Origin of the sequence: Gilliamella sp. B2785, assembly GCF_026537005.1 — a bacterium.
GTDB classification, from domain to species: domain Bacteria; phylum Pseudomonadota; class Gammaproteobacteria; order Enterobacterales; family Orbaceae; genus Gilliamella; species Gilliamella apicola_E.
The window spans coordinates 215,438-230,047 of record NZ_JAFNNC010000003.1 but is presented as its reverse complement, the minus strand read 5'-3'; the positions used below and the strand labels follow the sequence as shown (position 1 = coordinate 230,047).

At 37.4% G+C, this 14,610-nt stretch carries 14 protein-coding genes and 2 pseudogenes; 3 read left to right on the top strand and 13 right to left on the bottom strand.

All coding sequences use genetic code 11. The features are described from left to right. Positions 1-10: 10 nt before the first annotated feature. Complete coding sequence (locus tag J3U24_RS05355; RefSeq protein ID WP_065735086.1) at positions 11-1,117, top strand: alanine/ornithine racemase family PLP-dependent enzyme; 1,107 nt, start codon at positions 11-13, stop codon at positions 1,115-1,117. 54 nt (positions 1,118-1,171) lie between these two features. Beyond that, positions 1,172-2,557, top strand: a complete 1,386-nt coding sequence (locus tag J3U24_RS05350; protein WP_065735088.1) for an amino acid permease — start codon at positions 1,172-1,174, stop codon at positions 2,555-2,557. 93 nt (positions 2,558-2,650) lie between these two features. Here the strand turns inward: J3U24_RS05350 and J3U24_RS05345 are convergent, their stop codons facing one another. The 13 genes and pseudogenes from J3U24_RS05345 to aas form a co-directional block, all read right to left on the bottom strand. After that, entirely contained in the window at positions 2,651-3,253 is a 603-nt protein-coding gene (locus J3U24_RS05345; protein WP_065735090.1) for a MarC family protein, read from the bottom strand. 151 nt (positions 3,254-3,404) lie between these two features. Continuing rightward, positions 3,405-3,755, bottom strand: a complete 351-nt coding sequence (gene rplS / locus J3U24_RS05340) for a 50S ribosomal protein L19 (RefSeq protein ID WP_065563727.1) — start codon at positions 3,753-3,755, stop codon at positions 3,405-3,407. 31 nt (positions 3,756-3,786) lie between these two features. Continuing rightward, positions 3,787-4,539, bottom strand: coding sequence for a tRNA (guanosine(37)-N1)-methyltransferase TrmD (trmD, locus tag J3U24_RS05335; RefSeq protein ID WP_065563726.1), 753 nt, complete (start codon positions 4,537-4,539; stop codon positions 3,787-3,789). Between the two features lie 16 nt (positions 4,540-4,555). Further along, positions 4,556-5,083: a ribosome maturation factor RimM gene (rimM, locus tag J3U24_RS05330; RefSeq protein WP_267337146.1), complete on the bottom strand. Its 528-nt coding sequence runs from the start codon at positions 5,081-5,083 to the stop codon at positions 4,556-4,558. 18 nt (positions 5,084-5,101) lie between these two features. Continuing rightward, the gene (gene rpsP / locus J3U24_RS05325) at positions 5,102-5,350 is read right to left on the bottom strand and encodes a 30S ribosomal protein S16 (protein ID WP_065563724.1); all 249 of its coding nucleotides are present in this window, start codon (positions 5,348-5,350) and stop codon (positions 5,102-5,104) included. Positions 5,351-5,612: 262 nt separating this feature from the next. Then, positions 5,613-5,981, bottom strand: coding sequence for a DUF956 family protein (locus tag J3U24_RS05320; protein WP_267337145.1), 369 nt, complete (start codon positions 5,979-5,981; stop codon positions 5,613-5,615). Between the two features lie 150 nt (positions 5,982-6,131). Continuing rightward, entirely contained in the window at positions 6,132-7,043 is a 912-nt protein-coding gene (locus J3U24_RS05315) for a PTS system mannose/fructose/sorbose family transporter subunit IID (protein ID WP_065735103.1), read from the bottom strand. A gap of 16 nt (positions 7,044-7,059) precedes the next feature. Then, a complete protein-coding gene (locus J3U24_RS05310) occupies positions 7,060-7,860 on the bottom strand; it encodes a PTS mannose/fructose/sorbose transporter subunit IIC (protein ID WP_267337144.1) in 801 nt (266 codons plus the stop codon). A gap of 21 nt (positions 7,861-7,881) precedes the next feature. After that, a pseudogene (locus J3U24_RS11570) lies at positions 7,882-8,424 on the bottom strand (PTS system mannose/fructose/N-acetylgalactosamine-transporter subunit IIB); the annotation flags it as partial. Between the two features lie 59 nt (positions 8,425-8,483). After that, positions 8,484-8,856: pseudogene (locus J3U24_RS11565) on the bottom strand (PTS sugar transporter subunit IIA); the annotation flags it as partial. A gap of 186 nt (positions 8,857-9,042) precedes the next feature. Continuing rightward, positions 9,043-9,954, bottom strand: coding sequence for an N-acetylmuramic acid 6-phosphate etherase (murQ, locus tag J3U24_RS05300; RefSeq protein WP_267337143.1), 912 nt, complete (start codon positions 9,952-9,954; stop codon positions 9,043-9,045). Further along, on the bottom strand, positions 9,941-11,128 hold the full coding sequence (gene lplT / locus J3U24_RS05295) for a lysophospholipid transporter LplT (RefSeq protein ID WP_220225625.1): 1,188 nt from the start codon (positions 11,126-11,128) through the stop codon (positions 9,941-9,943). Before lplT ends, murQ begins: the two co-directional genes overlap by 14 nt. A 15-nt stretch (positions 11,129-11,143) precedes the next feature. Then, positions 11,144-13,291, bottom strand: a complete 2,148-nt coding sequence (gene aas, locus J3U24_RS05290) for a bifunctional acyl-ACP--phospholipid O-acyltransferase/long-chain-fatty-acid--ACP ligase (protein WP_267337142.1) — start codon at positions 13,289-13,291, stop codon at positions 11,144-11,146. Positions 13,292-13,474: 183 nt separating this feature from the next. On the opposite strand from aas, the gene J3U24_RS05285 reads away from it, so the two are divergent. Beyond that, the gene (locus J3U24_RS05285; RefSeq protein ID WP_267337141.1) at positions 13,475-14,449 is read left to right on the top strand and encodes a hypothetical protein; all 975 of its coding nucleotides are present in this window, start codon (positions 13,475-13,477) and stop codon (positions 14,447-14,449) included. Positions 14,450-14,610 lie beyond the last annotated feature (161 nt).

Genomic DNA, 14,610 nt, shown 5'->3' with positions numbered 1-14,610 from the left:
GAGTAAATTTATGTACAAACCTATATTGGAAATTGATTTAGGTAAATTAAAAGACAATGCCCGTGTTGAAAAAGAGCTTCTTGCTAAACACGGCATTGAAGTGATGGCGGTAAATAAAGTCTTTGATGGCTGTGTTGAAACCGCCAAAGCGGTGCTTGATGGTGGTATTGATGTGATTGCTGAATCAAGAACCTACAATTTGAAGAAACTTAAAGATGCTTTAAATTGTAAAACTTGTTTATTACGCAGTCCTTGTTTAAGTGAGATCAGTGAAGTAGTGAAATACGCAGATATTAGCTTAAACAGTGAAAAACAAGTTATTCAAGCACTTTCTGATGAAGCGGTAAAACAACAAAAAGTCCATCAAGTACTTTTAATGGTTGATATGGGCGATTTACGTGAAGGTATTTGGTTTGAACATGTCGATGATATCATCGAAACAGTCAAACTAATCTTATCTTTACCGGGTGTTGAGCTTTATGGGCTTGGGACCAACTTCAACTGCTATGGTACTGTTCTACCAACTGTTAAAAATGGTGTGGATTTTTTACACATAGCGCGTAAAGTAGAAGAAGCTTGTAATATCAAGATCAAGTATCTATCAGCTGGTAATTGTACAAGTTACCATCTGCTTGATAAAGGGATCTGGCCAGAAGGGCTTAATCACATTCGAATTGGTGGTTTACATGAGTTTGGTATTGAGTATGTGGATATGAAATATCTTGATGAGTTTCATCACTCAAACAAACCTGTAGAAAAAGCTTGTAGTGACATGTATAAGTTGTATGCACAAATCATCGAGCTTAATAGTAAACCAACCGTTCCTGTTGGAGAATTAGGTGTTGATGCCTTTTTGAACAGCAAAACTTTTGTTGATCATGGTACTCGTAAACGTGCGCTTCTCGCTTTTGGCCGTCAAGATGTTCCAGCAGAAAGCTGTATACCGATTAATGACAACATTACGGTCTTAGGTCAAACCAGCGATCATACTATTGTTGATATTGAAGATGTTTCTGAAACATTACGTGTTGGCGATATGATTGGGTTTGAGCTTGATTATACAGCCCTACTTATGGCTTGCCAAACCAATGGTGTAGAAAAACGGTTTGTTTATTAATATCTATCAGCTGCTGGGCAACCAGCAGCTATTATTGATTACTAGGCGGTTTACATGGCAACATCAGAATCTCAAGAAAGTCCTTATCCCAGTACCTTAAAGAAAAACTTAAAAAATCGTCATTTATTGATGATTTCGTTAGGTGGCTCAATAGGAACTGGATTATTTATTGGTATTGCAGCACCACTTAGCACGGTTGGACCGTTAGGCACGATTATCGCATATCTACTTGCGGGTAGTATTATGCTGTCGACCATGCTTTGCTTAGGTGAACTTTCTTGTGCATTCCCACATGCGGGTTCTTTTCAGCATTATGCACTAATGTTTATTCCACATCCTATTTGGAGTTATACCATTGGCTGGTTATATTGGTTAAGCTGGGTACTGTCTATGGCTGCTGACTTAACTGCAGCTTCGATGATCGCTCACCAAGTTTTTTCCTCTATTCCCATCTATATTCTTAGTCTAATTATTTTAACCGTTATTACTTGTGTCCATTTAACGTCTGTTAGAGCTTTTGGCGAAAGTGAATACTGGTTTTCAACGATAAAAGTATTGGCCATTATTGCATTTATAGCTGTTGGCATTTATTTACTCTATCATCAATATAATCAAACACATGTATTACCAACACTTAAAACCGACCAAGGTTGGTTTCCTAGTGGATTTTTATCAATTTTTGTTTGTATGACAATTGTTACTTATTCATTTCAGGGCGTCGAATTAATTGGTAGTGCAGCGGGTGAAGCGCAATCACCTCAAAGCGTATTGCCAAAAATTATCACTGGTGTGGCTTTTCGTATCATCTTGTTTTATGTGTTAGCGATTGCGGTGTTAGCACTAGTTTACCCTTATGGAGCAACCCATAATGAAATTAGCCCATTTGTTTGGGTATTCAATAAAGCCGGGATTACCTTTGCTTCATATGTGATGCTATTTGTTATCTTTTGTGCTGCAATATCGGCCGCTAATTCGGCTGTTTATGCCAGCTCGAGAATGCTATGGTCGATGGCTCAAGATGATTTAGCACCAAAATACTTTTCAGAAGTCAATAAACGAGGCGTGCCAACTAAAGGAATATTATTTATCGCAATTATTGCGTTAGTTTCGCTGTTTTCTAAATATATTGCTGCTGAAAAATTATATCTCTATTTGGTAGCAAGTACTGGACAAGTTGGGTGTTTTGCTTGGATTATTATTGCTTGGTGCCAATATCAATTTCGTAAGGGAGTGAATGAAGGCAAATACTCTAAAGATATGATCAAATTTAAATCTCCGCTATTTCCTTGGTTAGCGATGATTTCTATTACTGTTAACATTATTATTATTGTTGGGGTATGGTTTGGTGAATCAGGGCATTTTATTTTATTATCTGAGGTAATCTTAATTTTCGTAATTTTAGCTTCATATTACTTTTTCAAAAAACGTAAATCCGATTAACTTTATTATCAGTTTATGTAATCACCTTAACTATCAATTGTAGGTGATTACTTACTGTTAGAATTGAAATTTTAATTATCTGAATTATAAAACTTATTTTAAAAATGCAGAGACGCCAGTAAATACCACTTGAGCGGCAATAGCTGATATTAATAACCCAGTAAGTTTTGACAAAATTGCAATACCAGTATTTTTTAAAACGTTAGCAATGCTTTTTGCGCATAGTAACATGGCATAAATACCGCTTGAGGCAATCAATAGCGAAAGGGCGCCAATCAGGTTTTGCATACCTACCGAACTTGTCCCCATAACAATAATCGTACCAATGGAGGCTGGTCCCATACATAAAGGTATTGCAAGAGGAACCACACTAATATCATCATCATCAGTATGAATTTTATTTTTTTCAGGTGAATCATTCATCAATGAAACAGCGGTAATAAATAGTAATGCTCCCGACCCAATTCTAAAAGCATCGAGTGTAAAACCAAACACACTAAACATGGCATTACCAAAAAAGAATAACACAATACCAATAATAAAAACGGCACACGATGTTTTAAGTGCAGTCTTTCGGCGTTGTTGTTCATCATATTGTTTAGTACCACTTAAGAATGCACTTAGCACTGCTGGTGGTGTCATTAAAGCGAATAACTTGGTTGTGGTGGCGAGAATTTCAACAAGATAGTTATCCATAGTATTACCCTTTATAGCTTTAGATATTGCTTGAAATCTGTCAACAATTGTTGGCGGGAATCAACTATACACATAAAAACGGTCACCATAAAGGTGACCATATTTAATTGGATATAATTTTAATAGTTTATTAAATATTAACCAATTTGAATTAGTTAAGGCGCTCTTTAATACGAGCCGCTTTACCACGAAGTTCGCGTAAGTAGTAAAGTTTAGCTTGACGTACTTGACCACGACGTTTCACAGTAATTGAATCAACAGTTGGTGAGTGAGTTTGGAATACTCGTTCAACACCTTCGCCATTCGAAATTTTACGTACTGTAAATGCAGAATGTAAACCACGATTGCGAATTGCAATAACCACACCTTCATATGCTTGAAGACGTTTTTTGTTACCTTCAACAACCCATACTTTAACTTCTACCGTATCACCCGGACGAAAAGACGGGATGTCTTTTTTCATTTGTTCTTGTTCTAATTGCTGAATAATTGCATTTTTCATAATTTTGTCTCTTACTAGTTATACTGAAATATTAATGGCTCGGTTTATCACGATATTCACATTGGAATTCAGTGAGTAAACGTTGCTCTTCATCAGTCAGAGCTAGATTTTCAAGAAGATCTTCTCTTCTCAACCAAGTTCGTCCTAGTGATTGTTTCAATCGCCAGCGACGAATCGCTTCATGGTGACCAGACATTAACACATCAGGCACCGCCATTCCATCTAACACCTCAGGTCTGGTATAGTGTGGACAATCAAGTAAACCGTTTGCAAAAGAGTCTTCTTCTGCTGATGATTCATGATTCAATACGCCTGGAATAAACCTTGCTAATGCATCAATCATTGTCATCGCCGGTAATTCACCGCCACTTAACACGTAATCCCCAATTGACCATTCTTCATCAATTTCGGTTTGGATAACGCGTTCATCAATACCTTCATATCGACCACAAATCAAAATCAATTTTTGATATTGTGACAACTCGCAAACACCTTGTTGGTTTAATTTGCGCCCTTGTGGGGAAAGATAGATTACTTTTGTATTTTCACCTGCTACTGCTTTCGCAGCATGAATCGCATCTCTAAGTGGTTGTACCATCATTAACATGCCGGGACCACCACCATAAGGCCTATCATCGACAGTCTTATGCTTATCATGCGCAAAATCGCGCGGGTTCCAATATTCTACTGTTAACAGTCCGTTTTTTACTGCTCGACCAGTTACACCATAACAGGTAATAGCTTGGAACATTTCGGGAAAAAGGCTAATTACGCCAATCCACATATTCTTACCTTACCGATTAAAATGCGGGATCCCAATCGACCACAATCATTTTTGTTGTTAAATCAACTTGTTTAATAAATTGTTCTTCAACAAAAGGAATTAAACGTTCTGTTGCTCCAAATGCATCTTTTAGATTTGCTTTAACAACCAACACATCATTAGAACCGGTTTCCATTAAATCAGTTACTTGACCTAAATCATAACCGTTAATTGTTTTCACTCTACAGCCAATCAAATCCTTCCAATAGAAATCGCCTTGATTAAGCTCAGGCAATTCTTGTGCATCAACGAATACTTCAGCATTAGTTAACGCATTGGCTTGATCTCGATCATCAACGCCTTTGAGTTTGATAATCATATCTTGATTATGAGGTTTAAAGCTCTCAACGATTACTTCCTGCCATTTTCCAGCACGCTGGATATACCAAGGTTTGTAATCAAAAATACTATCTGGAAATTCTGTAAACGAAAAAATCCTGAGCCATCCACGAATGCCGTAGCTTGAACCAAGTTTACCAACAACGATTAGATTCTCAGTATTCATCTTTACACTATTACTTAATTAAGCAGCTTTTTGTGCTTGTTTGATCAATGTATTAACACGATCAGAAATAGTAGCACCTAAACCAACCCAATAATTTACGCGATCAAGATCTAAACGTAATTCTTCTGCTTTACCTTGTGCAATTGGATTAAAAAAGCCAACGCGCTCAATAAAACGACCATCACGTGGGTTACGGCTATCAGTGACAACTACTTGATAAAAAGGGCGCTTTTTAGAGCCACCACGAGCTAAACGAATAGTTACCATAACATCCTCTTAAATTAAAAAATAATCTTTCTTTTGCCCAACACGGACAAAATCAAAGCCCCAAAATTATACTCTTTCTAGCAAAAAGTGCAATGGTTGATTGTGTGTGAAAAAGTTAGGTAGCATCAGTTATCGACAAGCTTAGTTATAAATGAACATAAATTCATCTTTTTAACTGGTTATATTATAAATAATTAGCTTCATTGATAATGGTGAGCTTGCTTGCTATATAATGATATATTTTAAAAGTGATGGTTGATCTTTAAGACCTTTTCCGGAACAAAGCTCGTTTTAACACGTCAAAAAATCCTAACGCTTTGACCATTTTTTTGCTATCAACATAGACACGCATTGCTCTTAATACTTTTTTCGGCTCTTTGGACGCAAAAGCGAACGTACCGTCTTTTTTGGTTTGTATGGAGTAACGAGATATCCACTTACCTTTAAAAAATACCGATGCGATAACATAATCGACCTCTTCCCAAGGAATTTGAATATATTTCCGAGGATCGCGTTGATGATAGAATTCGAACGCCTTATCACCAATCATAATCTGGCCATATTCTGAAAAACCTGAAAAAGCAGTCGCTTTTACTGTTAAATCTACTTTGGTATTTAATGATTGAACCATTTAGCTACTTATATCCATTATTTTAATCTGAGTTGCTAAGGCACCCTTTTCTCATTATTTATGGAGAAAAGGGTGATTTATGTTTGAGGAAAAACAGCAATTTTGCTTAAAAAGTGCGCTCCTCAACTTTTTTAGTCAACATTGTTGGCTTTATAAAAGACCAATAACATGACCAGTAACACCGACTAAGAATAGTGCAAGAATAATTATAATAGGTGATACTTTTTTACGAAGTAACCACATACAGAAGAACGTTAATAGTAATGGCACAAGTCCAGGAATTAGCTGATCTAAGTTATTTTGTAAAGTCGTTACTTGGTTTTGACTAAGTGCGAGCCCATCTTGCATTTGCATCAATGCTTTTTGTATACCTTCGGCACCAGCAGGTAGGGAATTCCAATCAATAAATGCACCATTATCTAATTTTACTGTGGATACGACTGGTTGGAATTTTATTGATACCCACCTTTGTACTAAAGCCGCCAGTACAAACATCCCCAGGATAGACGCACCTTTAGTGATTTTTTGGAGTACACCACCACTTAAGTTATCGGTAATTTTAGAACCAGTACGGTAACCTAATTCTTGGGTAAACCACATGAAGCACATGCGAATAATGTTCCAAAGTAGGAAGAATAGAATTGGACCTAGAATATTACCACTTAAGGCAAGTGAGGCACCTAGTCCACCAAGCATAGGACGAAGTGTAAACCAGAAAACTGGATCACCAACCCCAGCTAAAGGTCCCATCATTCCCACTTTTACCCCTTGAATAGTGACATCATCTACAGGTGCACCATTAGCACGTTCTTCTTCTAGGGCTAAAGTCACACCAAGTACAGGCGATGCTAAATAAGGATGTGTATTGAAAAATTCTAAATGGCGTTTAAGTGCAGCCGAACGATCTTCTTTTGTGGTATATAATTTTTTGATAGCAGGAATCATTGAATAAACCAAGCCACCATTTTGCATACGTTCGTAGTTCCAAGAACCTTGAAGGAAAGTTGAACGCCAAGCTACCGATAAACGGTCTTTTTTCGATAAATGAATTCGATCTGTCATGTTCTTCTCCAAGTTCTTAGTAATCATTTAAAATATCATCAAGTGGATCGCCTTTACTACCACTATTTGATGAATTGCCACGTTCAGAAAGATTTAGATAAATTAGTGCTAGAGCAATACCTAGAGCACCAATTGCAATCAAGGTTAATTGTGATATCGCGGCAACAACAAAACCAATAATGAAAAATGGCCAAACTTCACGACTTGCCATCATATTAATTACCATCGCGTAACCAACAGCCACTACCAAGCCTCCACCAATACCCATACCTTCTGATAGCCATTTAGGCATTGAATTTAATGCGTCTTTTACCACTTCAGCAGGAATAAATAACAGCGCTGCTGCTGGTATTGCAATACGTAAACCTTGTAAACAAACCCCTAATATTTGTAACCATTCGATTCTACGGATATTACCTTGCTCTGCTGCAGCATCCATTAAATGCACTAATGGGACGGCAATAGTTCGCACAATCATCGTTAAAAATAAGCCAGCAACTGCTAGTGGGATGGCAATAGCGATAGCTGTCGATACTCCAGCCTCACCTTGTCCACCAAGAACTAAAATAATAGATGAAGCAACAGCAGCAAGCGCGGCATCAGGTGCAACCGCTGCGCCAATATTTGCCCAGCCTAATGCTATCATCTGTAATGAACCACCTAACATTACGCCAGCTTCTAGATTTCCTGTTACTAAACCAATTAGTGAACAAGCAACTAGTGGTTGATGGAATTGGAATTGGTCTAAAATACCTTCCATTCCAGCTAAGAACGCAATAACTATCACTAAAATGATAGCAATAATTGATAAAGTCATAATAATAACCCCTTAATTAAACTAATTCTTTTGTTCAGCTAATTCTTGTTTCGCTTTCTTTAATAATTCATCCATATTATCCTCAGAATCATTAGGTACTTTGCGAATATCGAATTTCACATTTTTCGCTTTTAATTTCTCGAATGTATCAACATCTTCAGCGCTCATTGATAGCACTTTGTTGACCATTACCTTGCCGACAGAATGCGCCATTGAACCAACATTTAATGTTTGAATATCAACACCGCCATCTATAGCGCGAAGTACATCTTCAGGGTTTTCGAAAAGTAATAAGGCTTTGGTGTTACCAAAACGGGGATCATGCGCAACTTCAATAATTTTTTTAATTGGCACAACATTGGCTTTAACACCAGGAGGTGCGGCCTCTTCAATCAGTTTTTTCCTTAATTCATCTTTGGCAACTGAGTCTGAAACCACAATAATACGATTAGGGTTAGTCGTTTTAGTCCAAGATGTTGCCACTTGTCCGTGTAACAAGCGTGAATCAACGCGAGCTAATACAATTTTCAATTTACCATCACCTAAAACAGTACCTTCAGGGATAGTGCTTGTTTGTTGATTGTTTTGCGTTGGTTTAGTTGCCACTTCAACCGTTGTTCTAATACCATCTTGGGCTGATTCAATAATGGCGGCAGCCACTTCTTTGGCGGTCTCCATCGATAAACGTGATGAGTATGCCTCAATCAACATTGGAAGATTTAAACCTGCAACGATAGCCCAATTTGGATGTTCACCACAGAGTGTATTGGCTTGGTTAAATGGTGTTCCACCCCATAAGTCGACTAAAAAAAGTACTTCATTTTGATCATCGAAAGTAGCAATTGCTGCCAGCATCCGTTCCTTTAAGCTTTCAGGACTATCACTTGGATGCAAAGTAACGGCTTTAACGTTTTCTTGCTCTCCAAATATCATCGTCCCTGATTGTAAAATACCTTCAGCAAACTCACCATGAGTTGCCAAGATTATTCCAACCATAACGTACCTCCCAGTTTTTTATATTATTGCTAATATAAAGTTAATAAAATGAATCTATTTACTTATTTTAATTAACAATATGATTTATAAATTCGATCTTCATCAAGGTTTGATAAAATATATTGCTAAATTTTAGAATAATCTTTCTTTATCAGAACAGTAATATTTGTACGATGCTAAGAAAGACTATTTATTGCTTTGTTCTAATGCTTTACGGATAAAACCGTTATTTTGTTGTAATGCTGTTTTTGCTTGCTGAGCTGTTAAACCTGCAAGAATCATTAAAATAGCTGTTTTACAATTTTTGTTACATTGACTTAGCGTGGAGATAGCCCTCTCCCGACTACAATCGGTCGCTTGCATGACAATTGATATTTGACGTTCTACGAGTTTAGCATTAGTGGCCTCAACATCAACCATTAAATTACCGTAAACCTTACCCATTTTAATCATGCTGGCTGTGGTTAACATATTAAGTACTAATTTTTGTGCTGTACCGGCTTTCATTCTTGATGAACCGCTAACTACTTCTGCGCCAACAATTGGGGTAATGGCAATATTGGCCAAGTTAATCATCGGTGCATTGGGGTTGCAACATAAGCTAATTACTGTTGAACCCAGTGATTGAGCATATTGCATACCGCCGATAACATAAGGTGTGCGGCCACTTGCTGCGATACCTACTAAAATATCTTTTTTGCTAAAATTGATATTTTTTAGATCATTAACTGCTAGCTCGGGTGAATCTTCTGCATTTTCAACCGCTTTAAATATGGCAGGGTGCCCGCCAGCAATTAATCCAACGACTTGTTCTGGAGGCGTTCCGTAAGTAGGTGGGCACTCGCTCGCATCTAAAATACCTAATCGTCCAGAAGTGCCGGCACCAAGGTAAATTAAACGGCCATGATTTAAGAAAGCATCGCTAATTGCATCTACCGCATTGGCTATATTAGCTAATTGTTTTTCGACTGCGATTGCCACTTTTTTATCTTCATTATTGATAATTTGAAGTATTTCAAGGGTGGATGCGCAGTCGATGTTCTCGCTCGCACTATTGCGATTTTCGGTGATCATTGCTGATAAATTAATGTTTGACATGTGATTTTAAACCTAACCATACAAACCCGATAAGAATGGCAAATAGCATACCAAAACCTACACCGATAGTAATAACAGATAATCCACAAGCAATAGCTAACGTATAAGCGCTGAGCATAATCATCATTGCACTATATTCGCTTAAGTTTTGTATCGAAATTACACTACCAGCACCAATAAGCTCTTTCCCCATTTTTTGAATTAACGCATTTAGTGGGACTAAAAAATAACCACCTAAAGCACCAATAATCACTAATAGAATATAAGAACTCGTCATATTGCTTTGTAAGGTAAATGCAATGACGGCAAACCCCATTAATATTCCTGCTGGAATACACCGTAATGTATTGGATATTGAAACCATAGCACTAGCAAGGCCAGCACCAACAACAATACCTATTGCCACAACGGCATTTAGATTTGTTGGGGTTGAGTTGTCAGTAATACCTAGCACAATTGGCACCCAGCTAATTAATAAAAAGCGCAAGGTAATACCCGCTCCCCAAAATAGGCTAGTGCCGAGTAAAGTATAAAGTGCTTGTTTATTATTGAAAATGATTTTAAAGGTTTTAGCAAAATCCTTTATCATACTCATAAACTTCCACTCAATGTCTTTTCGTGCGACAGGAAGTTTTGGAATAAAAATATTTGCTATAACAGCTAGGCCATACATTATTACACAAGTAAGTAATGCTAATGTGATGTTTAAGTCAGCAATATGGCCTCCAGCAAGTGAGCCTAGTAAAATAGCTGCAATTGTTGATGCTTCAATTAAACCATTTGCTTTCACTAAATTATCGCCAGAGGTTAGCTCACCTAAAATACCATATTTTGCTGGTGAATAACCGGCTGCTCCCACACCGACTAGAAAATAACCTAAAAATGGATTGATATTTAGGCAAATAACAGCAGCACCTAATAATTTAATACCATTTGAGATCATCATCGCTCTGCCTTTAGACATGCTGTCAGCAAATTGACCAACAAATGGCGAAAGAAGGATGAAAGGGATGACAAAACCGATTTGTAATGCCGATTGGCTCCACTCTGGATAATTGAGTTGTTTAATAAAGGCTAATATTGCAAAGAAAATAGCATTATCAGCAAAGGCTGAAAAAAACTGGGCTAGCATGGTTGCAGCCATGCCAACGGTTAATAAAGGCTGTTTATTCATAGTGAATCCTTGCTATTATTCATTTTCATCAGCCATTTTGCGTAGCGTAATAAAATCGATTTTGCCAGTACCAAGCAATGGTAATTCTTTAACCACACGAATATCTCTAGGAATGGCTAATGCAGGAATACCTAAATCTTGTGCTGCCTGATTAAGCTGTTCTCGAGTTAATGTAGTTGAAGTAGTAAATAGCACAAGCGCTTCACCTTTAGCGGCATCAGCTTTTACTGTAGCGCCATGCATGGCATCAGGATCGACTTTTCTAGCTAGCGCTTCAACACTTTCCAGTGAAACCATTTCACCCGCAATTTTAGCAAAGCGTTTTAATCTTCCTTTAATTGTTAAAAACTCATCTTTATCAATATCTACGATATCGCCAGTATCATACCAGCCTTTTTCTGCATTACCGTTTTGGTCAATGGCAACGGGCTCTTCAAGTACACCGGGTTTTTCAACTCGTAAATAACCTTTCATTACGTTAGGTCCTTTAAGCTGTAATTCCCCGCCATTGGTAATCCCTGGGATAGGTATTAATCTTGATTGCATACCTGGCAATAGCCGACCAACAGTTCCTGCTTTAAATGCCATTGGCACATTAAGGGCAACAACTGGTGCACATTCGGTTACGCCATAACCTTCTAAGATTCGAATGCCATATTTATCTTTCCATTGTTCACGCACCGCATCGGAAAGTTTTTCAGCACCGGCAACCACATAACGTAATCGCATAAAATCATAAGGATGAGCGTAGCGAGCATAATTGGCTAAAAATGTTGGTGTGCCAAATAGCACGGTACAGTTTTGGTCATAAATGATTTCTGGCACCATACGATAATGTAATGGGTTTGGATATAAGAAGGTACGACTTCCAGAAAACAACGGTAAAAATAAGCCGGCAGTAATACCAAAAGCATGGAATAATGGCAATGCGGACATAAAACGGTCAGCCGGTGTCGGATCGATAACGGTACGAATCTGTTCAACATTTGCCAATAAACTACCATGGCTGTGCACTACACCTTTAGGATTGCCTTCTGAGCCTGAAGTAAATAACACTAAAGCTTCGTCATCACTTGATTGTTGTCGTTTCACTAAACGTGGAATGTATTGGTGAAGTGCAACATAAAGTTTATCAACAAAAGTCAAACTACTACGCAAGTCCTCAAGGAAATACCAATTTACGTCCTTAATTTCTTCTAATAGATAATCAAGCTTACCTTTTTGAATAAATTTGCGTGAAGTAATGATCGTTTTTATTTCAGCCGCAGTAATTGCGCAGGTTAACCCTTTAGTTCCTGCTGTGTAGTTAAGCATGGCGGGAATACGATTTTTGACTGATAGACCAAAAATAGTTGCAACAGTAATCGTTGCATTAGGGAGCAATAAACCAACTCTTTCTTTTTGTTTGGTAATCTTAGAAATTATGCAACTAACACCGATAATTTGCTTAAGCAAGTTTCGATAGGAAGCTTCGTGAGTGGTAGGATCTTGAACCATTCGCGATTTTACCCCATAACGAACTTGAGCTTCGAGCAATGCTTCAAAAAGTGTCAATTTTGGTCGGCTTGCCATTCTGGCATTCATCATAATTTGATGTAATTTTTCACCAGCAATATATCGTCGTTCACTTGCTTTTGGTGCATCAGGCATTGGGATTGATGTTGGTTCCAATACATGAATTGTAATTTTAGGAAATAGATGACGTTTAAATAAGCCTTTTAAACGGCTAGTTAACGTAAACTCTGCACCTTCAATCCAGACTGGTACAATCGTTGCTTGAGAACGAGCAGCAACAAATGCTGCACCGTCATAAATCTTCATTAATGAGCCGGTTATGGTAATTCGACCTTCCGGAAAAATAACAATTGGTCGTCCTTTTTCAATTTCACGAACTAACCTTTTAATCGCCATTGGACTTAATGGATCCATTGGCACAAAATCAACGTAACGTTTGGCTAAACGGACTAGCCAATGATCAATGTAGCCTGCGTAGATAGCAAATACTGGTTTAACTGGTAAAAATACGCCGATTAAAATGCCGTCTAGGAAGGAAACATGATTAGGTGTGATAAGTAATCTGTCTTGTTTTAAATTATTGAGATTCCCTTGAATCTTTACATGAAATAAAATTTTTAGAAAAAACTTTAATATTTTAAATAACATCTGATTTCTCAATTTCCGTACAAAATTGTACTTTGTAATAATAATGAAAATAAATTAAATATACAAGAAAGCGAAAATTATCAATTTATATTGATATTAAACAAGAGTATTTAATTTTTTGTTGGTAAGATTAAATAATGGATAATAAATAATATGAAAATAAATATTAAATAAGGAATCGAAATGTTAATTTTAACTGCCCAAGATATTCAACAATTCTATACTATGAAAGATGCCGTTGCAGCGGATAAACAAGCACTGAAAATCTATACTCAAGGTAATAGTGAAGTTCCATTACGCATCAACTTTGACATGCAAAAAGGGCAATGTTTGATTATGCCTGCTCATATAAAAGAAAATGATGTGGTTGGCTTGAAAATTGTCTCGGTTTTTCCTGATAACCCGAAACTTGGTAAGCCATCTGTTCCCGCGCAAGTGTTTATGATCGATCCGTTAACAGGCGAAGTTTGTGCGATGTTAGATGGCACATTTGTGACCCAATTACGCACAGGCGCGGTACAAGGTGCAGCTACCGATTTATTAGCCAGAAAAGATGCTAAACGTGCTGTATTAATTGGTACTGGTGGACAAGCTGCTTCACAGTTAGAAGCGATGTTAACCGTCCGTCAATTGACTGATGTGGCGATCTTTGGGCTTGATGTCAATAAAGGCAAGCAATTTACTGAAGAGATGAAAAAACGATTCGCTCATTTTTCCGCTAACCTCTATTTTTCGAACGATTTGGATGAAGATATTCGCCAAGCAGATATCATTACCTCTGTCACCACATCAAAAGTTGTGACATTCAATGGCGATTTGGTTAAACCAGGAACACATATCAATGGAGTAGGTGCTTACACGCCAGAAATGCACGAAATACCAAGTAATATTGTTAAAAATGCTGATATTCGCGTACTTGATACCAAAGATGGTGTATTTGCTGAGGCGGGTGATATTATCGATCCAATCAATCAACATTTAGTTACAAAACAAGATTTTTATGAATTAGGTGATTTAGTTATTGATTCACAAAAATGTCGCCAAAACGATCAGCAAATCACGTTATTTAAAAGTGTGGGAACGGCAGTATTAGATGTCTATGTTGGTTATGATATTTACCAGAAAGCCAAGGAAAAGGGCCTAGGAATGAGTGTTTAAAACGCCTCCCAAAAACCACGACATATCAAAAAAAGTTGAGGAACGGGGTTTTTGAGATCTTAAATTAGTGTTAGCCTTGTTTTTATTGAACTTAGTAGCAGGTTAATCATTAAAAAAAGTTGAGGAGCGGGGTTTTTGAGATCTTAAATTAGTGTTAGCCT